Raw genomic sequence first — 26,371 nt, 5'->3', positions numbered from 1 at the left:
TAACTCAACCCCTTGCTTCAAATATTCGATTTATCGCGTAGTTCTGGTGGTGGGAAAATGACCTTATTTTCATAAGGAACAAGGGGAAAGTCAGCGACGGTGGGCGTTTTGGGTTATGATCCGTTTTTTACATCTTTAGAGAACCACAATGACGTCGATGGTCGAATTGCAAAGTGATTGGGAAGGTATGCCAGCCACTTTTATTGAAGGCGCGCTTCTGGCTGCTAATCTGTCTCCCGCACCTTTGGATCCTGAAATTAGTTGGTTGCCTGTTCTTGTCACCGGCGGCATGGACGAAGACGATGTAGAGCCGATGACTGTGGAGCAGAAAAATGCAGTTATGCTGCGATTTGAGCAGCAGTATGCATCCCTGATGAAGCATACCTACGAATTACCTGCTGAGTTGTCACTCGATGAATCACTTAATGACAACCATCAGGCATTTTCGGAAGGCTTTCTTGCAGTATGGCCGCATATCGAGCCAGCGTGGCAGGAAATCAAAGTGTCTGACGGTAGTCGACGTATGCTTTCAGCGCTGATGACCACCATGTTGTTCCTGCATGATGAGCAAGGGACGCTGGAACAGATGAAAGAAGCAGGGTTGGCAGCATTGCCATCACCTGAAAAATACTACCAACAACTGCCTCTTATGATTAATGAAGTGGCACTCGCCGCTGATGAAGTGCAGCAGGGTTCTGGTGCGCGAGCGGTGAATCCTTACAAATCCGTTGGCCGTAACGATCCGTGTCCTTGCGGCAGTGGAAAGAAATTCAAAAAGTGTTGCGGTAAGTGATGACGAAAGCCCCAATATTGGTCGTCGCGGGTGTGCTCACGGACGGTGATAGCATTCTTATTACTCAGCGCTTTGATAGTGAAGGTGGTCTTTGGGAGTTTCCTGGTGGCAAAGTTGAGTCGGGTGAGAGTGAGCCTGATGCTTTGGCCAGAGAGCTTTGGGAGGAGTTAGAAATAAGAGTGAAGGTTGGGGTGTACCTGACGGAAACGCTCCATCACTACCCAACCAAATCAATTCTACTGAGAAGCTATCGATGCGAGCAGTTGGAAGGTGATATCACCCTACATTGCCATCAGGCTAAGGCTTGGGTGACTCAATCAGAATTGGACGACTATCTCTTCAGTGATGCGGACAAACCTTTGGTTGAACTACTGAAAAGCAAATAACAAAAATTCCAGCTTAGGCTGGGATTTTTGATAATTCTATCGACACGATGGTTGCAACTAGAAAAGACGTCGCTCGCGCTTGCCGAACAGCTGAGACAACACAACAATAGCCAACACAACCAGCATGGCTGCAAAAATCACGACCAGCCATTGAGGCATAGACAGCGTAAGGAATTGCCAAACAATCTTGCTGCAATCGCCGCTGGCTTCAAACATCCAAGGAACCCACTGGTTCAATGGCGCCCATGAAGGGAAAGAAACAAAGATATCGCAGGTCGCACCGAACAGGTCGTTCGGATCCGGGAATTGGTAGCCGACATGTTCGATGGAAAGTTTAAGGCCCCAACCTGCCGCAACACCCCAGGCAATCAGTCCTGACCAGCGTACCAGTGCGTTTTGCGGAGCAATCATACCGATGAGACCTGCACCCACCACACCCAGCATGGCAACACGCTCGTAGATACACATGACGCAAGGCGCTAAGTCCATCATGTGTTGGAAAAACAGCGCACAACCTTCGAGGATTAAACCCGACAGCATCAGCAGAAACCAAGCGCCACGCCCACGGGATATTTCGTTGAAATACGACAACATAGAATACGAATCCGTTGTAAAAGACAAAGCCCCACCGAAGGCGGGACTTTGCTATTCAAAAAGTTACGGAGCTGGAAATCAAGCCTTAATGGCCAGTACTCATTGCACCAGCCGCTTCAACCGTTCCAAGTGTGATCCAACCCGCTTCATAGAACCACTCCGTCATTGGAAGCAGCAGCAATTCGATACCTGCGAGACCTACCAGACCCATTACGATGGTGTATGGCAGCGCCATGTAAACCATCTTGCCGTACGACAAGCGCAGGAGCGGAGCCAGCGTTGATGTCAGCAGGAACAGGAATGCAGCCTGACCGTTCGGTGTTGCAACCGACGGAAGGTTAGTACCAGTATTGATTGCGACAGCAAGAAGTTCGAATTGTTCACGAGTGATGATGCCATCCATCAGGGCCGCTTTCACTTCGTTGATATAAACGGTACCTACGAACACGTTATCTGACACCATGGAAAGCAATCCGTTCGCAATATAGAACATGGTGAGCTGTGCGCCGCCTTCCAGTTCCAGTACTGCGCTGATGACAGGTGTGAACAGCCCTTGGTCAACGATAACCGCAACCACTGAGAAGAAAACCGCAAGCAGGGCAGTAAATGGCAGAGCCTCTTCGAACGCTTTACCAATGTGGTGCTCGTCAATAACGCCGGTGAAAGAGGTCGCCAGAATGATAACGCTCAAGCCAATCAAGCCAACCGCAGCCAGGTGCATTGCCAGCGCAATCACCAGCCAAACTGCAATGATCGCCTGAACAACAAGCTTCGCAACGTCATAGTTGGTGCGCTTTGCACGCTCAGCATTGTTGAACTCAACCAGTATTTGGCGGACGTTTTCAGGGAGTTTTGTACCGTAATCAAACAGGCCAAACTTCTCAACAAATGCACAGGTTGCCAAGCCACAGAATAATACCGGTAGGGTAACTGGCAACATACGGATAATGAACTCACCAAACTGCCAGCCCGCTTTTTCAGCAATGATAAGGTTCTGAGGCTCACCCACCATGGTCATTACACCACCCAAGGCGGTACCTACACCAGCATGCATCAACAGGCTACGCAGGAACGCTCGGTAGTTTTCAAGGTCATCACGGCTCAGATCATCACGTACGGATTCGTCTGAGGTGTGGTCATGGCTTGACTGAAAGTCTTTACCTGAAGCAACGCGATGGTAGATAGAGTAGAAGCCCACTGCCACGCTGATGACTACGGCGATCACTGTCAGCGCATCAAGGAATGCAGAAAGCAATGCGGCTGCAGAACAGAAAGCTAGAGATAATAGGGTTTTTGACTGAATACCTAGCAGAATCTTAGTAAAGATGAACAGCAGCAACTGCTTCATGAAGTAGATGCCCGCCACCATAAAGATAAGCAGCAGCAGAACTTCGAAGTTCGCAACCAGTTCGTGCTTGACTGTGGCCGGGCTTGTCATGCCGATGGCTACAGCTTCAATAGCCAGCAAGCCGCCTGGCTGGAGTGGGTAACATTTAAGCGCCATCGCCAGAGTGAAAATAAATTCCACCACAAGCAACCAACCCGCGACGAACGGATCAATAGCGAAAACAATTGGGTTGATAATCAAGAACGCAATAATCGCCGCTTTGTACCAGTCGGGCGCCTTACCGAGAAAGTTCTTGATGAAAGCATTCCTTAGCGTAATGGCCATGTTTATGTCTCTGTTTCTTATATAAGCAAGTATCTTTGGGGGCTTGAAATGAAGATGTAAACGCTCTGTTGCGAAAGGGGGCGGAAAAATTACATAATTTCAAATTTTGTTGAAATGACTGGAATCTGACCCCTAAACGCCGATAAATCGACGAAAAGTACCGCTGAAACCTATCGCATAGGCAAACTTGGAGCACACAATACAGCGACTTTTCAAACAGTCAACAATCCTTTGCATGTTAATTAAATTACTGGAGTATGTTACGAAAAAACGCGACTCCAACCTTGGGCTTTTGTAATATCCTGTAACATTTTGGCGCCGATATTCTATGCATGAGATTGGTTGTATACAGTGATGGCGATCAAAGGATAGCGCGCAGCAGAAAACAATCGCTCTTCTTTTTCCCATTGCTGAGCGTGATGAGGTTGTAAAATTGGTAGCTGGCAAGTTTTTGCGGTTTAAAACGCACATAAAAGTGCATGTTGTGGCTATGAAACCAAACAACACCTCTGTTCAAGTCAGATGAAAATTTAATTAACTGTGATGTACGCCCGTCAAATCATGGTCAAATGGGCGCAAAGCACCCTCTTCATAGGTTTCTAGGTTGTGATGATAAGTGGTATGATGAGTTATTAATCAAGGTAAGAAGCAACTTGGAAACAACACTAAATGGTTATTAAGGCGGATAGCCCGGCAACTTTTGCTGAGAAATATATTATAGAGAGCATTTGGAATAATCATTTTCCTCAAGGCTCAATTCTTCCCGCAGAGCGCGAGTTGTCAGAACTGATTGGTGTCACACGTACTACCCTCCGAGAGGTGCTTCAGCGTCTGGCTCGTGATGGCTGGCTGACGATTCAACACGGTAAGCCAACACGTGTAAATGACTATATGAATACCTCTGGTCTCAACATCCTTGATACGCTAGTCACCCTTGAAGGTGAAGACGTGCATGGTGTGTTGGAAAACCTACTCTCAGCACGTACTGATATCAGCGGCGTTTTTATGCGCTATGCCGTGAAAAATGACCCACAAATCTGTGCTGACCTGATTGAGAAAGTGATTGGTCGCTGTGAGGCTTTGCTGGCGAGCGAGAGCTTTTCGAGCTTCATTGAAACTGCTGAAGAGAAAGATGCTATCCAGCAGGATGTGAAGAAGATTTATGATACCTTCGGCAAAACTGACTTAGAGACCTGTGAATCTGTTTGCCGTGGTCGTGCATTCAATCACTTCGATTACATGCTGTTCCAAGGCATGGCCCAACGTTCAGGTAACAAAGTTTACGTACTGACCATGAACGGTATGCGTAAAATTTACTCTCGCGTTGGCGGCTACTACTTCATGGACAAGCGTGCCTGTGAGCTGGCGATTCAGTTTTACCGTGATTTGCTGGTTATCACGAATGAAGGCCGTCATCTGGATGTGGCTGACCGCATTAAGCAATATGGTCGTGAGAGTGGTGCAATTTGGTTCTCTAACCGCGACACAATTGCCAGACTGATGGAGCAGGAAGAAGCGTAATCGCGCTTTTTCTAAAAAGAAAAACCGCCATCGCAGGCGGTTTTTTTGTAGCTGTGCTCTTAGCTAGCTACCCGGTATCAAGTCGGGATCAAACTGGGGACGCTTTGGGCACGTGGAAATAATCTTGCTCTTGCCGTCCGGTAATTCTTCTTCCAGTACGACTTCAAAACCCCACAAACGGTGGACATGCTTTAGCACTTCTTCGTAGGAATCGTTTAGCGGGATACGGTTATGTGGTACGTAACGCAGGGTCAGCGAGCGGTTGCCACGTAAATCCACATCAAACACCTGAATGTTGGGTTCATGGTTACTTAGGTTGTATTGCGCCGACAGTTTCTCACGTATCTGGCGGTAACCTTCCTCATTGTGAATGCTGGTCACTTCGATGAAGTTTTGTCTGTCATCGTCATTGATGGCAAAGAACTTCATGTCCCGCATCACTTTTGGAGACAGAAACTGGCTGATAAAGCTCTCGTCTTTAAAGTTATGCATCGCAAAGTGAAGAGTCTCAAGCCAATCACTGCCTGCAATTTCCGGGAACCAGTACTTGTCTTCATCGGTTGGCTCTTCACAAATACGGCGGATATCCTGAAACATCGCAAATCCTAGCGCGTACGGGTTGATACCACTGTAAAAGCGACTGTTATAAGGGGGTTGTGCAACTACATTGGTGTGGCTGTGCAGGAACTCCATAATGAAACGGTCAGTCACGAGGCCTTCATCATAAAGGTGGTTGAGGATAGTGTAGTGCCAAAATGTCGCCCAGCCTTCGTTCATCACCTGCGTTTGCTTTTGCGGGTAGAAATACTGGCTGACTTTTCTGACGATACGGATCACCTCACGTTGCCAAGACTCCAGCAATGGTGCATGTTTCTCAAAGAAGTAGAGGATATTTTCCTGCGGCTCAGATGGGAACCGATCGACTTCCACTTCACGCTTCTTTTCGCTGGTTGGAATCGTGCGCCAAAGGGCATTCACCTGACTCTGCAGGTAGTCTTCACGGGACTTTTGACGCGCTACCTCCTCTGCAATCGAGATCTTCTGTGGACGTTTATAGCGGTCTACACCGTAATTCATCAGCGCATGGCAGGAATCGAGTAGCTTCTCGACTTCATCGACGCCGTATTTTTCTTCACATTCACTGATGTAGTTCTTGGCAAAGAGCAGGTAATCAATAATTGATCCAGCATCTGTCCAGGTTTGGAACAGGTAATTGCCTTTAAAGAAAGAGTTATGCCCATAACAGGCATGCGCCATCACGAGTGCTTGCATCGTGATGGTGTTTTCTTCCATCAGATAGGCTATGCAAGGGTCGGAGTTAATCACGATTTCATACGCAAGGCCCATGTGGCCATGTTTGTAACCACGTTCAGTTTCGATGAATTTCTTGCCGAAAGACCAGTGGTTGTAGTTGATTGGCATGCCTACGCTTGAGTAGGCATCCATCATTTGCTCGGCGGTGATGATTTCAATTTGGTTAACAAAGGTGTCGAGGCGATAGTGTGCTGCCACACGTTTGATTTCTGTGTGATAGTTCTCTAGCAGCTCAAATGTCCAGTCAGGACCATCACTGAGCGTCTTCTTTTTCTTTTTTGCTGCGACTGCCATAGCGTCCTCCTTGGAACTCTATCCCGGAAAAAGAGGTGAGGGGTTAGCTCACCTGTTTCTTAAACAACTCCCGGAAGACTGGGAAAATGTCGTCGGCAGAGCGAATGTTTTGCATGGCAAAATTTTCGTAGCTGTCTGCCACTGATTCGTATTCGCGCCACAACGTTTGGTGGGCTCGACGGGTGATTTCAATGTACGCGTAGTAGCGCGTAACAGGCAGCAGTTGTCGCTCCAACAACTCGCGACAGCCTGGTGAATCATCTGCCCAGTTATCACCATCTGATGCTTGTGCGGCGTAGACATTCCACTCATTAGAGGGATAACGCTCTTTCACGATGTCGTTCATGAGTCGAAGCGCACTGGATACTATGGTGCCACCTGTTTCCTGTGAGTAGAAAAACTCATGCTCATCCACTTCCTTCGCCTGTGTGTGGTGACGGATAAACACCACTTCAACGTTCTTGTAGGTTCGAGTGAGGAAGAGATAAAGCAAAATATAGAAGCGTTTGGCGATGTCTTTTGTGGCTTGGTCCATCGAACCTGACACATCCATCAGACAGAACATCACCGCCTGGCTGCTTGGCTGTGGACGCTTCTCGTAGTTTTTGTAGCGCAGGTCGAAGGTATCTATGAAAGGGACTGCAGCGATCTTCGCCTTCAGTTCATCGATTTCTTCCTGGATACGTTTCTCTTCGAGTGGTTGTCCCGGCTCAGTACTTTTCAGCGCCTCAAGATCTGCCTCGAGTTCACGAAGCTTGCGACGTTTTCCTGCTGACATGGCAGTGCGGCGTGCTAAAGAGTTCTGGAGCGAACGTACAATCGCAATGTTGGCAGGAACACCGGTGGCTTTGAAGCCGGAGCGGTGGGTTTTCCATTCAACCAGTTTGTTCATCTGGTTCTTTTGTAGGTTTGGTAGTTCAAGATCTTCAAACAGTAAATCCAGATATTCATCTTTGGAAATCTGGAATACGAAGTCGTCTTGGCCTTCGCCATCTGGACTTGCTTGACCTTCACCTGCACCGCCACCTTGTCCACCGCCTGGTGGACGTTCAATGCGGTCGCCGGGGATAAATTGGTCGTTGCCAGGGTGGACAGCGTCACGCTGTCCACCTTTGCCCTGTCGGAATACTGGCTCTCGAATATCTCGGGAAGGGATAGTGACGCTTTCGCCACTATCCACATCAGTGATGGAGCGTTTGTTCACGGCATCAGCAATAGATTCTTTAATCTGTCGCTTGTGACGTCGCAGGAAACGCTGACGGTTCACCGTGCTTTTGTTTTTCCCGTTGAGCCTTCGATCAATAAAATGCGCCATAAGCCCCCCGTAATTTCAATATATCCCTAGACAGACTTACGAGGATTTACGCACACGCAAGTACCACTCGGACAGCAAGCGAACTTGTTTGCGGGTATATCCTTTTTCCATCATACGGGCGACGAAGTCGTCGTGTTTCTTCTGTTCCTCAGTCGACGTTTTCGCATTGAAGGAAATGACCGGAAGCAGCTCTTCGGTGTTCGAGAACATTTTCTTCTCTATAACAGTGCGAAGTTTCTCGTAGCTGGTCCAAACCGGGTTCTTTCCTTCGTTGTTAGCTCGCGCTCGAAGTACGAAGTTCACGATTTCATTACGGAAGTCTTTAGGGTTACTGATACCTGCGGGCTTCTCGATTTTCTCCAGTTCACTGTTGAGCGCAGAGCGGTCAAACAGTTGGCCGGTATCTGGGTCGCGGTATTCCTGATCTTGAATCCAGAAGTCCGCATAGGTCACGTAACGGTCAAAGATATTCTGGCCATACTCTGAGTATGATTCGAGGTAGGCAGTCTGGATTTCTTTGCCGATGAACTCTACATATTTTGGAATCAGATACCCTTTCAGGTTTTCTAGGTACCTCTCGGCAATTTCCTGAGGGAACTGCTCACGCTCGATTTGTTGCTCAAGCACGTAGAACAGATGGACAGGGTTTGCCGCCACTTCGGAATGGTCGAAGTTAAACACGCGGGAGAGGATCTTGAACGCAAAGCGGGTAGAAAGGCCGTTCATACCCTCGTCGACGCCTGCATAGTCTCGGTACTCCTGGTAAGACTTGGCTTTTGGATCCGTGTCTTTCAGCGTTTCACCATCATAGACGCGCATTTTCGAGAAGATGCTGGAGTTTTCCGGCTCTTTAAGGCGCGACAGCACACTGAATCGTGCAAGAATATCGAGCGTACTTGGTGAACAAGGCGCATTCGACAGTTCGCTGCCTTCCAATAATTTGTCGTAGATTTTGATTTCCTCAGAGACACGCAGACAATAAGGCACTTTCACGATGTAAACACGGTCAAGGAACGCCTCGTTGTTTTTGTTGTTGCGGAAGGTCTGCCACTCAGATTCATTAGAGTGAGCGAGGATCATGCCATCAAACGGCAGGGCAGAGAGACCTTCAGTACCGTTGTAGTTACCTTCCTGCGTTGCAGTCAGCAGTGGGTGAAGCACTTTGATCGGTGCTTTGAACATTTCAACGAATTCCATCAGACCCTGGTTGGCTTTACACAGCGCACCTGAATAGCTGTAAGCGTCTGGATCATCTTGTGCAAAATGCTCAAGCTGACGGATGTCGACTTTACCAACCAGTGAAGAAATATCCTGGTTGTTCTCATCACCAGGTTCTGTTTTCGCAACAGCTACCTGGTCGAGGATGGATGGACGGACTTTGACGACCTTGAACTTGGTAATGTCACCGCCAAATTCATGCAGACGTTTGGCAATCCAGGGTGACATGATGGTACGAAGGTAGCGTTGAGGAACGCCGTATTCGCTTTCCAGCAGTGCACCGTCTTCCGCTGCATCAAAAAGGCAGAAAGGGTGGTCGTTAGTTGGGCTTCTCTCACCGTTAGCAGTCAGCACGTAAATCGGGACTTTCTGCATCAGGCTTTTGAGTTTTTCAGCCAGAGAGGACTTACCGCCGCCCACTGGGCCCAATAAATAAAGAATCTGCTTGCGTTCTTCCAATCCTTGAGCGGCATGCTTGAGGTAAGAAACGATCTGTTCTATCGCATCTTCCATGCCATAAAAATCTTCAAAGGTTTTGTAGCGAGAGATCACGCGGTTTGAGAATAGTCGGCTTAAGCGGGGATCGAGCGCGGTGTCGATCATTTCAGGTTCGCCTATGGCCATTAACAGCCTTTCAGCCGCATTAGCGTATGCGCTGCGGTCTTCCCGGCAAAGGTCCAGAAACTCTTGAAGGCTCAGCTCTTCGTCTTTTGCTTCTTCGTAGCGCTGACGATAGTGGTCGAAAATACTCATGGTCCTGCCCCCTAAAATCGTGCTGTTATCAATTAGAAAGGATATCGGCGCAGTTGCTTTCATATCCTCACTCTTTTAAGACTAGTAGCAACTGATCAATTTGCTTTGTTGAATTACTTGTTTTTTCGATATTTTTCCCTTTTGTGATAAGGCTTTGTATTCAGCCCATCACGATTTGATCGTGTGAATATCTCTATTCAACCGTATATACACAGGGAATTCTTCTGTCGATCCCTCCCCAATAGACGATTCTCACCAACGAGACGCTAATTTTTGGGTTTCTAATTCCCGTCATACTTAAGACCTCCTAAACTGTGTGTTTCGCCACCTTTAGGTAATTGCCATAAAACGTAGTGACAAACTTGCATTGCTCGTGCCAGAAAACGAAAAAGCCGGAACATTGAGGTTCCGGCTTTAATGAACTTGCTGTTAGTTAACGGATTATTTACAAATCACTTCCGTTAATAGCGTGTGTTTTTCACCTGGCCGAAGTATAACGCTTCTGTCGTAAACCGCAGATTCTGCACAAACCATGGTCAAAAAACCGTCGTTTGCCATGTCAGCCATGCCTTCGGCAAGTGCTTGCCATGGGTTCCAGATCACTACGCCATTGTTACCCTGATTCACTACTGCAATATGGCGCTGATTAGCCGCATCTTCGATAATCACGGTCTCAGCTGCCTGAGTATAGATTCGGTCGACTTCGCCTTCGAACGTGGCTTTACCTGTGCTTGGCTTGCGCTCGCCCACTTCAATGTACTCGTTGCCGAGTTCGGTAACGGTGGTTTGATGAATGTCGCCAATGTTGAAGTAGGTATGTAGTGCACCACCGACTTGCATTTCATGCTCGCCAGTATTGGTCGATACCAGGCTAACCTTGAGTGTGTCACTGATTTCAATAAGAAGCTCCGCATGGAATGCATGAGGCCAAATCGATCGGGTTTCTGGGGTGTCTGACAGTGTCAGACTGATGATCACGCCCTTATCATTTTCGCGATGCTCGTTGAGTGTCCATTCGCTGGTGCGGGCAAAACCATGTGAAGGCTCTGCAGCTTTGCCGAACCAAGGCCAGCATACAGGTACGCCACCGCGAATAGCTTTGTTACCGGTAAAGTCTGCTTTCTCGCTCATCCAGATGGTTTCTTTTTTATCGGCTGGTGTGAAGCTCAGCACATGACCACCAAACAGGGAAATGGCTGCAGTGGCTTTCGGATGAATGACACGAACGACTTTTAAACCGTCCAGTTGGCAGACGGTGACATAGTCAGAGAGAACAGCAAGAGTGGGGAGCTGTTTAACGTCCATGAAGGTGCCTTTTGAAAATTAGCTACAAAAATTCAGGTACAAAAAAGGCGGCCACCAGCCGCCTTTTTGTCTCTCATGCCTTAATGGCAATCCGGAATGATTACTTAGAGATGTGAGCAATCAGATCCAGAACTTTGTTTGAGTAACCGATTTCGTTGTCGTACCAAGATACAACTTTAACGAATTTGTCAGTCAGAGCAACACCCGCTTTCGCGTCGAATACAGAAGTTTGAACTTCGCCGATGAAGTCTTGAGAAACAACTTCGTCATCAGTATAACCCAGGACGCCTGCCATCTCGCCTTCTGAAGCCGCTTTCATTGCCGCACAGATGTCTGCGTAAGAGGCCGCTTCTTTCAGGTTTACAGTCAGGTCAACGACAGAAACGTTTGCAGTTGGTACGCGGAAAGCCATACCAGTCAGTTTGCCGTTCAGTTCTGGAAGAACTACGCCAACTGCTTTAGCTGCACCCGTTGATGATGGGATGATGTTCTGAGAAGCACCACGACCACCACGCCAGTCTTTCGCAGAAGGACCGTCAACAGTTTTCTGAGTTGCAGTAGTCGCGTGAACAGTAGTCATCAGGCCAGACTCGATGCCCCACTTGTCGTTCAGTACTTTCGCGATTGGTGCAAGACAGTTAGTGGTACAAGAAGCGTTAGAAACGATGTCTTGACCTGCGTAAGTCTCGTGGTTAACACCCATAACGAACATTGGAGTTGCGTCTTTAGATGGACCAGTCAGAACAACCTTCTTCGCACCAGCAGTGATGTGCTGACGTGCAGTTTCGTCAGTCAGGAAGATACCAGTTGCTTCAGCAACAACGTCAACGCCTACTGCGTCCCACTGAAGTTCAGTTGGGTTACGCTCAGCAGTAACACGCACAGTCTTACCGTTAACAACCAGATTACCGTCTACAACTTCAACAGTGCCGTTGAAACGACCGTGAGTTGAATCGTACTTCAGCATGTATGCCATGTAATCAACGTCGATCAGGTCGTTGATTGCTACAACTTCGATGTCGTTACGCTCAACAGATGCACGGAAAACGAAACGGCCGATACGGCCAAAACCGTTAATACCTACTTTGATAGTCATTATGTTGCTCCACAACTTAATATCTAGTGAAAGGAAATTGGTAGTAAAATTACAGAATCGGTACCACCCATGCAAGCAAAAAACCCATCTAAATTGCTTAAAGTCAAAAATTAGTACGGATTATTTTTACATCGCCCAAACAATATTTGAGTATGCTGCAAAATATTTTAAATAACTTCATAAAACACCTTAGCTTGATAATCGTACAACGCCACCTACCATACTCTTTAAGGCGCATATCTGCGTCACTAAACCAAGTATGGTGACAATATGACGTTCGGTAAGTGCGAAAACTGAGAATCAAAAACGAGTTTGTCGCTACTGAACGTAAGCTTTTGTTAGCGGTATAAAAGTGTCCAAGCCCCGAATGCTGTGACCTGACGGGCGAAGCTTTTGTTAGAAGGTGGAACCAGATTGGATTAGCAGGTAAAAACTCTTTTGCACATTTTCGGCTTACCGGAAATCAAAATTTCCCGTAAAAGAGGAAGTCATGACATCAGATAAGAAATGGAAAGTAACGCTGTCCGAAGAGGCTTATAAGGTTTGTCGGTTGGGCCATACCGAAGCGCCATATACTGGTGTTTTATTACACAATCATAAGAAAGGCACATATCACTGCGTATGCTGTGGTGCCCTTTTGTTTGATTCGAGTGCGAAATTTGATTCTGGCTGTGGCTGGCCGAGTTTTGATTTGGCTGTAGAGGGTGCTGTTCGTTACCTAGAAGATCAAAGCCATGGGATGGTCAGAACAGAGATACGCTGCGCAGCATGTGATAGTCACCTTGGGCATGTGTTTGATGATGGCCCGACTGAAACTGGGCAGCGTTATTGCGTGAACTCTGTCTCGATGACATTTTTAGAGCAAGATGATAACAATCGCAACTGAGTGCTTTCCAGGTTTGAACGTAAAACAGCTGTACTTTTTTACTGGTATTTGAAATTCATTTCGGTTCAGCCAGTGCCGCGAGTTGTATCAGCAGCCCTTTATCGAAATCCCCGTCCTCAATTTCTAACGCAATGTCTTTCGCGATGTCTGCAATTGTCTCACGGCGAGAATCTGTCATTGGATACAACAACTTAAGCTGTGCTTTCTTTGCGATCGGAAGTCCTAGCTCTCCACCGACTAAGGCCCAAAGATAAGCGTCGTCAAGCTTTCCGATCGAGTGGTTGGCTGTTGCCAGTGATTTAATTACTTCAGGAATCGCCTTATCCTTGGTCTCTCCCGCTCGGCCATCGTATAAGGTGAGTGATTTTACCAGAAGTTTGATGGTGTGTTCTTTGTCTTTGTCAACATAGTAGGTGGCAAGGCCGAGTTGTAATTCCGGTGTATTCAGGTATTCGGTTTCTTCCAGTTTAAGGAATTGCTCCAATGCTTCGTTGTCTCCCTGTGTCCATCGGTAGTAAATGATGGATGGTTGGTAGGACGACTTTAGTTTCTGCTCCAGCTTTTCGATTGTGTCGTAAGCATGGAAAAGGACTTCAGTACGAAGCGTTTTCTTTTCCTTTAGCGTGGTGGTTTCAATCTGCGCGGCCAGTTCCATACACTTGGCGTATTTCTTAGTTAGTAGTAGTTCATCAAATTTGTTCAGATCAGAGCCTTTTTTGACGACGTCATAGCGCTTCCAGATCAGATCTGTGCGTTCATGACGACACTGGCCATCGCTAACATTGAGCTTTTGGCAGATCTGAGGGTAATTTTCACAAAGCTGTGCGGTGCTGCGATTGCTCTCAAAGCAGCCCGCAATGAAAAGTGTGGGAATAGCGGCGACTGCTAGCTTCATCGGATTATTCAGTAAGCCTTTCTTCATCGTATGTTTGGCTCTTTCTGTCTCTATTGATACGCAAATGACTTATAACATAAACGGCATCTAACAGTTTATGTTCATTTGGCGAGTTTTGCGTGAGTCCACAGAGATAAAAAAGACCAGCGCATTAGCTGGTCTGTCATTGGAGACCGACTGGTTCAGACAATATCAGTGCCGAGATAAGTAATGTTTTCAGCATCTGTCCAAACGGTGACTTGGTCGTCGCTGTAGATATCAGTGAAGACATAGGCTTGCAAATCAGCTGCTTGGGTAGAAGTTAGTCCCATTTTCTCAATCATTGCCGGTGTGATGCCAGCATTTGATGTGACGGTGGCTTCGTACTGCCATTGAACTCCAGTTAGGTTCAAGGTGTCGTCGCCTTCCCCAAGCCAAGCAATAAATCCTTGCCAATCGTCTCTCTAGTGTGTCTGATTGCGCATCAATTGCATGAATGTTAATGGTGACTGTTTGATGACCATTGCCACCAATAGCTGCTTCTATACCTGCAACGATGTTACCAGTAATCCCTGGCATTGTCTGATAGGCTGCACCGGTAAAGTCGGCATGCGATGTACCAGAGATTTTCAGAACATCAAAACCGGTAGAAGCATCATAAATCTGTTTATTTATTACCTTGCCGCTTGGAAGAGAGAAGGTTTGACCCTGAAAGTCGTTATTATCGAAAATCAGAGTGTCCGAATTTGTTCCACCTTTTAGGATATCTTCACCAGATTGACCATCAAGCAGATTGTCGAAACTATTCCAGCCAGCAACAATGTAGTCGTTACCTTCACCACCGAGTAGTGTATTGCTACCTAAGTTACCGTAAATAGTATCGTTGCCATCACCACCATCAAGGAAATCGTTACCGCCATTACCTCTCAGAAAATCGTTGCCAGCCTCACCATAAATGGTGTCGTTACCTGCGTTACCACGAAGGTCATCATTGCCTATCTATTGCACCATAGATTTCATCGTCGCCAGCTCCGCCAAAGATCAAGTCTTGACCATCGCCACCATCAATGTAATCGTCGCCTTGATCGCCACAAATGGTGTCATTGCCGAGATCGCCCCAGATTTCATCTTTGCCTCTTCCGCCACGGATGTAATCATCGCCATCTTGACCAAAGACCAAGTCATCATCGCCACCGGCAGCTATCGAGTCATTCCCAAGTCCACCATATAGGGTGTCGTCACCCACGCCACCTTCCAGTTTGTCAGTGCCATTTTGGCCTTGGAGAATGTCATCACCTGCTCCGCCATGAAGATGGTCATCGTCATTACCTCCCCAAAGGGTATCTTTTCCATCTCCGCCTGAGAGGATGTCATTACCATCTGCGCCAATGAGGGAGTCATCATCCCCTTCTCCGTATAGACGATCGTCACCCTCGTATCCATAAAGGTTATCGTTACCATGGATGGTGGCGTCACTGTCGATCTCTTCTACGGTGATGGTGACATCAGAGTGCGGGATGTTAGTGTCAACGTCGTCAAGATCCAGCGGGCGCCACTCAAAGCTCGGCAGCTCGCTTGAGGGAAGGGTAAAGAAAACCAGTTTGGCGCCGCCCGGTACATTGATATCAATAGCTGAACCGCGCTCAGCAAGGCTGACGTAATCAATGATGATGTCTCGGCTCAACACTGTTCCTGAGGCATCGAGAATGGTGTACCCTAGGCTTTTTTCTGCACTCGAAGGAAAATTAAACTGTGACAAAGTGACACTGATAAATGTATCTTCTTGCAAAGAGTAAGAACCGTCGGTGTCAGGAAATAAGGTGGTGATTTCCGAACTAGAAGAATCACCATAGACAACGTCGCTGCCCTCATAGCCCCGCAGTGTATCGTTTCCAAGTAAACCGTATATTTGATCGTCGTCGCTTGTTCCAACGAGATTATTATTTGTGTTTTCACCAGAAATGGATGCCATAAGGCGTACCTTGCTCGAAAAGTGGGATTCTAGTGACCACGAGTACAGCCTCGTGGAATCAGAGTATTAGACGGACGGGACAGTTTTCTTTCACGAAAAGGTGACTGTTTTTCTAATTGGTTTTAATAAAGCCAGTTTATGCTGGCCGAGCGTCGTCACGTAAAATGGCAAAAGGTCTGCAATCCCTCAAGTCACGAGGTGCGTATTCAGATTAAAATCAGTAGTATTACGGACGCAGTAAATTAGAAACTGGCACTAAAGTGCCATGAAAAACTGAATTCCAGCATGGGCAATGACTAGAATTAGGTTTTGTTTGTCTTTTGGGCAAATAGTCTTTACTTGTAAGTTACTTGGGTGATTTGAACCCCAAAATAGCTGACTTTCACCTTATCTAAACGTGCAGTGCTGCTTTTTGGTTGCAAACGAAAAAGGAAAAATAATGGATATTGAGCAGTTATTGTCCACCATTACGCCGGAAGCTTATGAGCGTTTGCTGTATGCGGTAGAAACCGGAAAATGGCCAGAAGGTACGCCGCTCAATGCGGACCAACGCGACAATGCTATGCAGCTAGTTATGCTTTATCAATCGCGTCATAACACTGAGCCGCAACACATGACAGTTGCTGCTGGTGGTGATATTACGATGAAATCCAAAGCACAACTCAAGCGGGAGTTTGCTCCGGACCAGGAAACGATTGTTCAGACTAAGCTGAATGACGAATGATTAAAAAAATACTATTGAGAAGGCCAGCAATCATGCTGGCCTTTTTGCTTGCTGGATATCAGTGTGAAAGCTCGCCACGCAAATCTTGCTGAAGTTGGGTGCGAATCGCATCCATAGGTAGGTCCTGGCTCAGCAGGAAGTGAAGCTTTGCCAATGCCGCTTCCGGTGTCATGTCATAGCCGCTTAGAACACCTGCTTCTGCTAGCGCACAGCCCGTTGCATAACCGCCCATGTTCACTTTACCAGCCAGACATTGAGTCAGGTTCAACACCACAACACCGCGATCAGTCGCCTCGCGAAGCAGGCCAAGTAGCTCTTGGTTCTGAGGCGCATTACCCACACCGAACGTTAGTAAGATCATCGCATTAACGGGTTGTTTCAGCGCATTGCGGATGACTTCCGGGGAAATACCCGGGTACATCATGATGATGGCAACGGGTTGTTCAGTGATGGTGTGAACCGTGAAAGTACCTTCAGGCTTCTTATTGATTTCTCCTCCGTGAAGCTGGATGTTAATACCCGCTTCCAACAGTGGTGGCAGATTTGGTGACGTAAAAGCATTGAAGCCATCTGCATGTGATTTGGTGCTGCGATTACCCCGAAGAAGCTGGTTGTTGAAGAACAAGGTCACTTCATTGATAGGGTAATTCGCCGCGATGTGAAGCGCATTTAACAGGTTTGCCTGACCGTCAGAACGGAGCTCAGCCAGTGGAATTTGTGATCCTGTCACAATGACTGGCTTCTCCAGATTCTCCAGCATAAAAGACAGTGCAGATGCGGTGTACGCCATAGTATCAGTACCATGGAGAATCACGAAGCCATCGTATTTGTCATAGTTATCACGAATGTCATCAGCAATGCGCTGCCACTCTGCTGGTGTCATGTCCGCCGAGTCTATCAGCGGGCTGTATTCGTGAATGGTGAATTCAGGCATCTCTGGTCGATGGAATTCCGGCATTTGTTTGAGTTGTTGTTGCATAAAGCCAGATACAGGAATGTAGCCCTGCTCTGATTTCAGCATGCCGATTGTGCCGCCAGTGTAGGCGATATAAATATGTTTTCTTTCCATCTTCACAACTTAAATGTAGCCGAGGTAGTGCGCGCATTATACGGAGTGGATGCACGAAAAAAACCCCCGGATTTCACTGGGGGTTATCGAGAGGTCTCAGTTTTCGTAATAACTACAATTCGGACAGAGCGCGTATTGTCCGTTTGGATCATTGAAGTTAGTCAGGTTGTTTATCTCGGTAACAGCGTGGTTAGCAAACTGTTGAACTGCATCAGGAAGTTTGACGGTTTCTTTCAATCCCAGCGTTACCATCGCTTGGTTCATGAACTCATAAATAAACTGCTGTGCTGGCGTGAGGGGTTCTTCCATCCAGTTCAGCGAGTAATCGGTCACCTGGGCTAATTCTGCTGCGACGGTAATCGCATCATCAAAATCACCCATTTGATCAACCAAGCCACGTTTCATCGCATCGTAACCCGTCCATACACGGCCTTGCGCCACTTGATCAACATCTTCGAGCGATAGGTTACGTTGGCTAGCGACCAGACCAATAAAGCGCTGATAACCGTTTTCGATCCCAAGCTGCATGATGTTGCTGATTTTTTCCGGCAACGCACGGGTCACGCCTACACCGGCAAACGGCGTTGTACCGATACCATCGTTATAAACACCGTATTTTGCCAGCACATCTTCAAAGGTGGTCAGGATGCCGAAGATACCAATAGAGCCAGTGATGGTGGTTGGCTGCGCGATAATGCGGTCCGCACTTGAGGAAATCCAGTAACCACCAGACGCCGCCACACTGGACATGGATACGACGACAGGTTTGCCCGCTTGTTTAAGAGCATCCACCTCATTGCGGATCACTTCAGAGGCAAAAGCGCTGCCTCCTGGGCTATCTACACGCAGGACGACAGCTTTGATCTGGTCGTTAAGACGTGCATCACGAAGAAGCGCGGCCGTGGTATCACCACCGATAGTGCCCTCTGACTCGAAGCCATCAACGATTGCTCCACTCGCGACGACCACGGCGATTTGGTCGGTCTTGGGCAATTCAAAATTCAGCGGTGCGTAATCATAGAAGCTCACGTAATTGAAACTGTCTTCCCCATCGCTGCCAAATACTTCCGCCAATCGGGTGCGGATTTGTTGGCGAGTCATCAACTGATCCACCAAACCCATGTTGTAGGCAAGCTTAGCGAAATCACCATTCGCTGCTTTTAGGTTGGCAATCAGGGTGTCTGCATTCGGTGATAACGTTGAAACTTCGATATTACGGTTGGTGGCAATGTCATCAACAAAAGCGCCCCACAGCTGATTCAGCCACACAGAGTTTGCTTCGCGCGCTTCCTCAGACATGCCTGTGCGAGTATATGGTTCAACAAAAGATTTGTAAGTCCCGACGCGGAAAACGTGTGTAGTGATATCGAGGTTTTCCAGCAGGTCTTTGAAGTAAAGATTATAGGTGCCGTAGCCACGCAAAAGCACTGCGCCATCAGGGGCCATGAAAATCTCATCGGCATAGCTGGCGAGGTAATATTGGCTCTGGTTGTAGTGCCCGCCAATGGCAATCACAGGTTTGCCATTCGCTTTGAATTCGTTGATCGCTTTCGCGATGTAGCGAAGCTTGGTCAGGCTGGTTTCTGACATGTCTGACAGGCTCAGTACCATGCCGTTGATTTTGTCATCTTTCGCGCCCGCACGGATTTGATCAACGATGTCGTAAAGCACGTTTTCAAACTGCATTTGCTGACCGAAGAGATTACGTGTAGCGAAATCATAAGGGTCGACGCGACGCTGTTTTTCAACAATAGGCCCTGAAATATCAACCAGAAGCGCGCGCTCTGGCTGTTCAATCGGTTTGGTTGGCGCAGCGTGTTCCATGGTAAACAGGAAGTAGACTCCCACCAACACGGCGATAAACAGAATATTCAAGATCAACTGACGGGCAAAACTGAGTGCTTTCCAGCACCACTTCAGCAGTGTGCCAATAAATTTAAAAAGCGTTTTCATTTGGTTATCCAGCTTCTTTTATTGCTCCTAATCGTAACGAATCCTACTCAATTAGAATAGAGATGATTAATGTTGTAAAAATGTAAACAAACGTTTGAAACTTTTGTTTTAGTATCTTATCTTGGTCTGACCAGAACTAATAATAACCATGGAAGCGCATCATGAATTCGCCGTACCCACACCTACTCGCGCCATTGGATCTTGGCTTTACGCAGTTGAAAAACCGCGTATTGATGGGTTCAATGCATACTGGACTGGAAGAATCGAATGACGGGTTTAAGAAGCTCGCCGCCTTCTACGCCGAAAGGGCAAAGGGTGGTGTTGGCCTGATTGTAACAGGTGGCTTTTCTCCGAACTTCCGTGGTCGCCTTCATCCACTGAGTGCCCAGTTTAGTAGCGGCCGTGCTGCGCGGGCACACCGCACTATTACCGATGCCGTGCACGAAAACGGCGGTAAAATTGCCCTTCAGCTTTTGCACGCAGGCCGTTATGCGATGCATCCTTTTGCGCTGAGCGCTTCTGATATGCGTTCGCCCATTTCCAAATTTGCGCCGTCAGCAATGAGTGAGCGCCAAATCCTGAATACCATCAAAGATTTTGGGAAGAGTGCGGAGTTGGCCCGCGAAGCGGGATACGACGGCGTGGAAATCATGGGGTCAGAAGGTTACCTGATTAATCAGTTTATCTGTGCACGTTCCAATACCCGTTATGACCGTTGGGGTGGCAGCTATGAGAACCGCATTCGTATGGCGGTAGAAGTCGTTAAAGCTATACGCGAACGTGCAGGCCGCGACTTTATTATCATTTTCCGCCTGTCGATGCTGGATTTGGTAGAGCAGGGCAGTACCCATGATGAAGTGGTTGAGCTTGCTAAGGCGTTAGAAAAAGTGGGCGTTACCATCATTAACACTGGCATCGGATGGCATGAAGCCCGTGTGCCGACCATCGCCACACAAGTTCCGCGTGCAGCTTTCGCGTGGGTTACTGAGCGCTTAAAAGGTGAGGTAAACGTCCCCTTGGTGACCTGTAACCGCATCAATACGCCGGAAGTCGCTGAAAATATTCTGGCTTCGGGTCAGGCTGATATGGTTTCTATGGCGCGCCCATTTTTGGCAGATGCAGAGTTTATGGCAAAGGCTGAGCAAGATCGCTCAGATGACATCAATACCTGTATCGCCTGTAACCAAGCGTGTCTTGACCATGTGTTCAAAGGTAAACGCGCAAGCTGCCTTGTTAACCCACAGGCGTGTTATGAAACAGAACTGGTAGTCACACCTGCTTCCAACAAACGTCGCGTTGCCGTGATAGGTGGCGGAATGGCGGGTATGTCTTTCGCGACCACAGCCGCAGACCGCGGTTTTGATGTCGTTTTGTTTGAGAAGCGCGACACCCTTGGTGGACAGTTCAATCTCGCCATGCAAATTCCCGGTAAGGAAGAATTCAAAGAATCTATCCGTTACTTCACCCGTAAGGTAGAGCAATCCGGCATTGAAGTCCGTTTGAACACCGAAGTTGATGCGGATGCCCTGAAAGAATTTGATGAAGTGGTGGTGGCAACGGGTGTGAAACCTCGCATTCCATCCATTCCGGGTATCGACCATCCGAAAGCGATCGACTATCAGACCTTTATCCGTGAGCAGCCCGAGCTTGGCGGCCGAGTGGCTGTTATTGGTGCTGGTGGTATCGGCATTGATGTCGCCACCATGATTACTGAGCCAGAAAACCACACGCTGGATGACTGGTTGAAAGATTGGGGTATCGATAAAACCATTTCGTATGAAGGCGGCTTACACCCACAACCTCACTATGTCGCGCAGCGTCAGGTATGGTTACTGCAACGTAAGGCTGGTCGCGTCGGCAAAGGGCCAGGTAAAACCACAGGTTGGATCCATAAGAAAACGCTGGAAAAACGAGGCGTGGAATTACTTGGCGGTGTGGCGTACGAGAAGATCGATGACGCAGGTTTGCATATCACTCTTGAAGGCCAACACCACATTCTGCCGGCAGATCATGTGATCGTTTGTGCCGGACAGGAATCAGTGAATGGTCTGGTTTCTACACTCGAAGCGCAAGGCATCAAAGCCCATGTGATTGGCGGTGCAGAACATGCCGGCGAGCTTGATGCTAAACGCGCGATTCGACAAGGCGTTAAGTTAGCGATATCGCTTTAAGCCAATAGTCTGAAAAACCACAAAACCCGAGTGGATTCGCCTCTCGGGTTTTGTGTTATTTTGGGGAAGTAATGTTTAATTCTTATCAGGACGATATATGGACGCGATAACTCTTCTTACCCAGCGCCGCTCAATTCCTCGTTTACTGGCTCCAGCCCCAACTGGCGAAGCATTAGATAACATGTTGGCAGCAGGCCTCAGGGCACCGGATCATGGCGCGTTGACGCCTTGGGAGTTTGTCGTCGCGACCAGAGATGGGCTGGATAAGCTATCTGCCATTTTGAAAAGTGCGGCAGAAGCCGACAATGAAGAGGACGCGGTAGTGGAGAAAGCGACCAAGTCACCTTATCGCGCCCCCATGGTCATCACTGTGATTGCCCGCACCAAGCAACATGATAAAGTGCCTGTGATTGAGCAGTACATCTCTGCAGGCTGTGCGGCACAGGCAATGCAGATGGCAGCAGTTGCACAGGGTTTTCAGGGTTTTTGGCGCACCGGGAAATGGGCCTATCACCCTGTTGTTCGAGAAGCGTTTAACGTGTCAGGTGATGACGAGATCGTGGGGTTCCTTTACGTGGGTACACCGGATTGCACACCCGCTAGCGCACCAAAGCGTGATACCGCAAAGTACGTGACGTACTTGTAAAATCGGCCTTCGCACTATTGAAGAATTAACTGGATGTATATCCAGTTAATTCTTGTTAACTTGTCTGAATTTCGATAAATTGTGGGTTCATCGTCCGAGACCTCCAACGATATGACCAGACTTTTTATCGCCGAAAAACCCAGCCTAGGCCGCGCGATTGTCGCAGCACTTCCCAAGCCCCACAAAAATCATGAAGGCTATGTTGTTGCCGGAAACGGTGACACGGTGACATGGTGTATCGGCCATTTGCTGGAGCAGGCAGAGCCAGAAGCTTATGACGAAAAATATAAAACCTGGCGACTCGACGATCTTCCTATTCTTCCGCAGCAATGGATCTTAAAACCGCGCAAATCTGCCGCTAAACAATTAGGCGTGGTGAAAAAACTGCTCAAGCAGTTTGATGATATCGTGCATGCAGGCGACCCGGATCGTGAAGGTCAGTTGCTGGTGGATGAAGTGTTCAGTCACGCCAAGCTTTCTGAAGCCAAGAAAAAACGAATCCAGCGTCTGCTGATCAATGACCTGAACACCTCGGCGGTGAAAAAGGCGTTGTCATCCCTACGTAGCAACATGGACTTTGTGCCGCTTTCAGTGTCAGCACTGGCGCGCTCAAGAGCGGATTGGCTCTACGGCATGAACATGTCCCGCGCTTATACCTTGCTTGGAAAGCAGGCGGGATATCAGGGTGTGCTTTCCGTCGGTCGCGTGCAAACGCCAGTGTTGGGGCTAGTGGTTCGTCGAGACAGGGAAATCGAAGCCTTTATCCCAAAGCCTTTCTATCAATTGGATGCGGTTATTCCGTACCAAGGTAGTGATATTATTGCACGTTGGCAGCCGAGTGAAGCCTGCCAACCGTGGCAGGATGAAGAAGGGCGGGTATTAGCGAGAAACCTCGTCGAAAACGTTGCGCGTCGTATTGAAGGCCAGCCAGCGACAGTGACCAAATCAGAGCGTAAAACCACCAAGCAAACACCGCCGTTACCTTACAGCCTGTCTGCATTGCAGATTGATGCGGCTAAGCGTTTTAATATGAGCGCCGCTGATGTACTGGCATGTTGTCAGGCGTTGTATGAAAAGCACAAGGTGATCACTTATCCTCGTTCAGATTGCCGCTACTTACCAAAAGGTCATTTCAGTGAGGCGAAAAGTGTCTCCTCAGCAATAGCAAAAACGTCTGAGGCTTTATCGACCGCCGTCAGCAATGCCAACCTTTCCCTCAAATCGAAAGCTTGGAACGACAGCAAAGTCGAAGCTCACCACGCGATTATTCCTACTTCGAAAAGCAGTGGTGCATTGAGTGGACGTGAACGTGATGTGTATGAGTTGATCGCCCGTCAGTATCTGATGCAGTTATACCCTGCAGCGGAGTATGCAGAAGCCAAACTGGATTTTGAAATAGCGGGTGGCCTTTTCATCGCAAAAGGGAAAAAGTTGATGTCTCCGGGGTGGCGAGCGCTGATGTCCCGAGATAAATCAGCGCAAAATGAAGATATCGAAAGTCTGGTACCTCCACTGGATAAAGGCACTGTGTTGACTTGCGCCCGTGGCAACATCAAAGATTGCATGACAGAGCCTCCGCGCTGTTTCACAGAAGCGACGTTGCTGCAGGCAATGACAGGGATTGCCCGATTCGTGAAAGATTCTTCGTTAAAGAAAATTCTGCGCGATACAGACGGGCTAGGCACAGAAGCAACCCGGGCTGGAATTTTAGATTTGTTGTTCAAGCGAAGTCTTCTGTCCCGGGAAGGAAAGCAGATCCGTTCTACTGCTTCTGGCAAAGGTTTGATTGATGCGTTGCCAGAGAAAGCAGCTTATCCGGATATGACGGCGCAATGGGAGCGTCAGTTGCATGATATGGCAGAGAAGAAAGGCGCTTACCAGCCCTTTATGACAGCATTGGAATCAGAGCTGAATGTGTTGATGCAAACCGTCAGACAAGGCCCTGTGCCTGACAGCTTGCGCTCGCTGCCAGCACAACCTAACCGTTTTAAGAAAGGTAAGGGAAGAGCGCCTAATAAGAAGCGCCGCTATAAAACGAAAGCCTGATTTTTTCCCGCGCTCTTCGCCTCGTAGAGCGCGACATCTGCATCAATAAACAGTTGTTGTTGATTGTTTGGTTTTTCTGGAATGGTGGTTTTACCGCCCGCACTGATGGTTACGAACGGCGCAACTGGCGAATCACCGTGAGGGATTTCTAGTTTGCGAACGGCTTCTAGCGCGCGGTTAGCCACAGATATCGCATTCTCTCGGTTACTGCCCGGTAGTAGGAAAACAAACTCTTCTCCGCCGAATCGTGCCAACAGGGCGCCTGCGCGTCTCTCAACCTGACTAAGCGCTTCAGCAACTTGGGTCAGGCATTGATCGCCCAAAGCATGGCCGTATTTGTCGTTGTACTGTTTGAAATGATCGATATCGACAATCAGTATCGTTAGTGGTGTTTGGTATCTCAGAGCACGACGCCATTCTTCTTCCAGCCTTTCATCCAACATTCGGCGGTTTGGCACATGGGTCAGGCTGTCTTCACGGGAAATCTGGTTTAAGCGCTTATTGGCATCCTCTAGCTGAGAAGTTCTTTCTGCGACGCGGTGTTCTAATGAGAGGTTCAAGGCTTTGAGGTCGTCCTGAGCGCGACGTTGAATAAGATGTTGCGACATGGTGACACCTAATAGCTTCAACAGCTCACTGTGATAGCTTTTTAACGGAGTCCCAGTGATTAGGTTGTCACAGGCTATCCAACCAATCGGTTCATCACCATCCCAAAGCGAGATAGTGGCATTCCACCCAGTGCCAACTTCCTTGCTGTCATGATAAAGCTCAGAGTCCTCGTTAATAGTGATGTGGCGCTTCTTGTCCAGCGTTGTCTTGGCGTGGTGATGCTCATGAATCGCTGTACAGTACCATTGCTCGTTGGTGACTTTGCCTTCGATATCTGTTCCATACGTGCCCCGCATCAAGCCGGTGTGGCTGTTAAGCAGGAATATCGCCATGCGGTCAAAATCGAGTGCATGAATACATTCATAGACGGCTGTATGAAGCATGTTGTCCATGGAGTGGGCATGCCAGAGTCTCAACGAGATTTTGTGTAGAATATGGAGTTGTTCTAAGAGCCCCTTTTGTGAGCAGACTTCTTGCACCAGTTTCTTTTCGGTATTTTTGTGCTTGGCTTGTTCACAAGCCAATAACTGGTGTTGTAGGTGGCTGTCCAGTGCGCCAGAAAGCAGTAATGCCAGCATACTTTTCGCATGGGCATCGACGCTAATTTCTTGGCTTGTTGAAATCACCAGACAACCTAATAACTCACCACGCATATTTAGTGGGAGCAACAGATGGTACAGGTTATTCCGAAGCTTATGATCGTCAGCGGCGAGAAGATTCAAAAGCAAAGCTTGATTTGATTTATTTAGCTCAACGGTAGGCAAGGCGACATTTAGATTATCAGGCTGAATATCAGCAAGTTGCTTCCAGTCTGAGCTACGCTCAGACTTGAGTAATATTTGGCAGTGACTATCTCCAGCAAGAGTGCTGAACGTTTGACCCAAAGCCAAACAGAATGCATTCAGGTTTTCTTGCGGACAAATCGCTTCGCCTGTTTTCAGGCAGAATGCGTAATCCAAAGCGATCATGCCCACGACTCCCTTTACTGACTACTGACGAAAAATGTGATTTTAGTTCTAATCTTTAAATGAACAGTATGACAGCAATTCTTTTTAGCAATGTCTAATTTCCCTTCATATTCGACAGACTTCACAGCGGAGTTCACTGGCGTGTGATCTAGGTAATGAGTTTGTCCTTTTTAAGGTTATTCTATTGATATA

Annotated in this window: 22 protein-coding genes; 8 read left to right on the top strand and 14 right to left on the bottom strand. The window is 47.9% G+C overall.

Annotation, left to right across the window (positions count from 1 at the left end; genetic code table 11):
• Positions 1-148 precede the first annotated feature (148 nt).
• A complete protein-coding gene (locus VP504_RS06130; protein ID WP_325893414.1) occupies positions 149-793 on the top strand; it encodes a YecA family protein in 645 nt (214 codons plus the stop codon).
• Positions 793-1,179, top strand: coding sequence for a (deoxy)nucleoside triphosphate pyrophosphohydrolase (locus VP504_RS06125; protein ID WP_325893990.1), 387 nt, complete (start codon positions 793-795; stop codon positions 1,177-1,179). The genes VP504_RS06130 and VP504_RS06125 overlap by 1 nt, the downstream gene beginning before the upstream one ends.
• A 57-nt stretch (positions 1,180-1,236) precedes the next feature.
• Here VP504_RS06125 and dsbB read toward each other — a convergent pair whose 3' ends face one another.
• A complete protein-coding gene (gene dsbB, locus VP504_RS06120; RefSeq protein ID WP_325893412.1) occupies positions 1,237-1,773 on the bottom strand; it encodes a disulfide bond formation protein DsbB in 537 nt (178 codons plus the stop codon).
• Between the two features lie 85 nt (positions 1,774-1,858).
• The gene (gene nhaB / locus VP504_RS06115) at positions 1,859-3,445 is read right to left on the bottom strand and encodes a Na(+)/H(+) antiporter NhaB (RefSeq protein WP_325893411.1); all 1,587 of its coding nucleotides are present in this window, start codon (positions 3,443-3,445) and stop codon (positions 1,859-1,861) included.
• 669 nt (positions 3,446-4,114) lie between these two features.
• On the opposite strand from nhaB, the gene fadR reads away from it, so the two are divergent.
• Entirely contained in the window at positions 4,115-4,966 is an 852-nt protein-coding gene (gene fadR, locus VP504_RS06110; protein ID WP_325893410.1) for a fatty acid metabolism transcriptional regulator FadR, read from the top strand.
• A gap of 63 nt (positions 4,967-5,029) precedes the next feature.
• Here fadR and VP504_RS06105 read toward each other — a convergent pair whose 3' ends face one another.
• The 5 genes from VP504_RS06105 to gap form a co-directional block, all read right to left on the bottom strand.
• A complete protein-coding gene (locus VP504_RS06105) occupies positions 5,030-6,574 on the bottom strand; it encodes a SpoVR family protein (protein ID WP_325893409.1) in 1,545 nt (514 codons plus the stop codon).
• 43 nt (positions 6,575-6,617) lie between these two features.
• A complete protein-coding gene (locus VP504_RS06100) occupies positions 6,618-7,889 on the bottom strand; it encodes a YeaH/YhbH family protein (protein WP_325893408.1) in 1,272 nt (423 codons plus the stop codon).
• A 36-nt stretch (positions 7,890-7,925) separates the two neighbouring features.
• Positions 7,926-9,860 (bottom strand): PrkA family serine protein kinase, encoded by a 1,935-nt coding sequence (locus tag VP504_RS06095; protein WP_062708336.1) that lies wholly within the window; start codon positions 9,858-9,860, stop codon positions 7,926-7,928.
• Positions 9,861-10,301: 441 nt separating this feature from the next.
• Positions 10,302-11,165, bottom strand: coding sequence for a D-hexose-6-phosphate mutarotase (locus VP504_RS06090; RefSeq protein ID WP_325893407.1), 864 nt, complete (start codon positions 11,163-11,165; stop codon positions 10,302-10,304).
• Positions 11,166-11,265: 100 nt separating this feature from the next.
• On the bottom strand, positions 11,266-12,261 hold the full coding sequence (gene gap, locus VP504_RS06085) for a type I glyceraldehyde-3-phosphate dehydrogenase (protein WP_325893406.1): 996 nt from the start codon (positions 12,259-12,261) through the stop codon (positions 11,266-11,268).
• Positions 12,262-12,751: 490 nt separating this feature from the next.
• Here gap and msrB point away from each other — a divergent pair, with 490 nt between their 5' ends.
• Positions 12,752-13,147: a peptide-methionine (R)-S-oxide reductase MsrB gene (gene msrB, locus VP504_RS06080; RefSeq protein ID WP_325893405.1), complete on the top strand. Its 396-nt coding sequence runs from the start codon at positions 12,752-12,754 to the stop codon at positions 13,145-13,147.
• Between the two features lie 55 nt (positions 13,148-13,202).
• On the opposite strand, the gene VP504_RS06075 is transcribed toward msrB, so the two are convergent.
• From VP504_RS06075 to VP504_RS06060, 4 genes are all read right to left on the bottom strand, one after another.
• Positions 13,203-14,069 (bottom strand): DUF2989 domain-containing protein, encoded by an 867-nt coding sequence (locus VP504_RS06075; protein WP_325893404.1) that lies wholly within the window; start codon positions 14,067-14,069, stop codon positions 13,203-13,205.
• A gap of 155 nt (positions 14,070-14,224) precedes the next feature.
• Complete coding sequence (locus tag VP504_RS06070) at positions 14,225-14,434, bottom strand: hypothetical protein (protein ID WP_325893402.1); 210 nt, start codon at positions 14,432-14,434, stop codon at positions 14,225-14,227.
• Entirely contained in the window at positions 14,358-14,978 is a 621-nt protein-coding gene (locus VP504_RS06065) for a calcium-binding protein (RefSeq protein WP_325893989.1), read from the bottom strand. Before VP504_RS06065 ends, VP504_RS06070 begins: the two co-directional genes overlap by 77 nt.
• Positions 14,979-15,009: 31 nt before the next feature.
• Positions 15,010-15,993 carry a calcium-binding protein gene (locus tag VP504_RS06060; protein WP_325893401.1) on the bottom strand — a complete coding sequence of 328 codons (984 nt, stop codon included), beginning with the start codon at positions 15,991-15,993 and terminating at the stop codon, positions 15,010-15,012.
• A 439-nt stretch (positions 15,994-16,432) separates the two neighbouring features.
• On the opposite strand from VP504_RS06060, the gene VP504_RS06055 reads away from it, so the two are divergent.
• Entirely contained in the window at positions 16,433-16,717 is a 285-nt protein-coding gene (locus tag VP504_RS06055) for a YeaC family protein (RefSeq protein WP_062708214.1), read from the top strand.
• Positions 16,718-16,775: 58 nt separating this feature from the next.
• Here VP504_RS06055 and ansA read toward each other — a convergent pair whose 3' ends face one another.
• Together ansA and sppA are read right to left on the bottom strand one after the other, a co-directional pair.
• Complete coding sequence (gene ansA / locus VP504_RS06050; RefSeq protein ID WP_325893399.1) at positions 16,776-17,786, bottom strand: asparaginase; 1,011 nt, start codon at positions 17,784-17,786, stop codon at positions 16,776-16,778.
• A gap of 96 nt (positions 17,787-17,882) precedes the next feature.
• Complete coding sequence (sppA, locus tag VP504_RS06045) at positions 17,883-19,739, bottom strand: signal peptide peptidase SppA (RefSeq protein ID WP_325893397.1); 1,857 nt, start codon at positions 19,737-19,739, stop codon at positions 17,883-17,885.
• A 161-nt stretch (positions 19,740-19,900) separates the two neighbouring features.
• Between sppA and VP504_RS06040 the strand changes: the two genes are divergently transcribed.
• The 3 genes from VP504_RS06040 (at position 19,901) to VP504_RS06030 (ending at position 24,602) form a co-directional block, all read left to right on the top strand.
• The gene (locus tag VP504_RS06040) at positions 19,901-21,910 is read left to right on the top strand and encodes an NADPH-dependent 2,4-dienoyl-CoA reductase (RefSeq protein ID WP_325893396.1); all 2,010 of its coding nucleotides are present in this window, start codon (positions 19,901-19,903) and stop codon (positions 21,908-21,910) included.
• A gap of 97 nt (positions 21,911-22,007) precedes the next feature.
• The gene (locus VP504_RS06035; protein WP_062708225.1) at positions 22,008-22,556 is read left to right on the top strand and encodes an NAD(P)H nitroreductase; all 549 of its coding nucleotides are present in this window, start codon (positions 22,008-22,010) and stop codon (positions 22,554-22,556) included.
• Between the two features lie 111 nt (positions 22,557-22,667).
• Positions 22,668-24,602, top strand: coding sequence for a DNA topoisomerase III (locus VP504_RS06030; protein WP_325893395.1), 1,935 nt, complete (start codon positions 22,668-22,670; stop codon positions 24,600-24,602).
• Here the strand turns inward: VP504_RS06030 and VP504_RS06025 are convergent.
• The gene (locus VP504_RS06025) at positions 24,584-26,179 is read right to left on the bottom strand and encodes a GGDEF domain-containing protein (protein WP_325893394.1); all 1,596 of its coding nucleotides are present in this window, start codon (positions 26,177-26,179) and stop codon (positions 24,584-24,586) included. The genes VP504_RS06030 and VP504_RS06025 overlap by 19 nt on opposite strands.
• Between the last annotated feature and the right edge of the window lie 192 nt (positions 26,180-26,371).

The organism is Grimontia sp. NTOU-MAR1 (assembly GCF_035758505.1).
GTDB lineage: Bacteria > Pseudomonadota > Gammaproteobacteria > Enterobacterales > Vibrionaceae > Enterovibrio > Enterovibrio marinus.
This window is presented reverse-complemented; position numbering and strand designations above follow the sequence as displayed.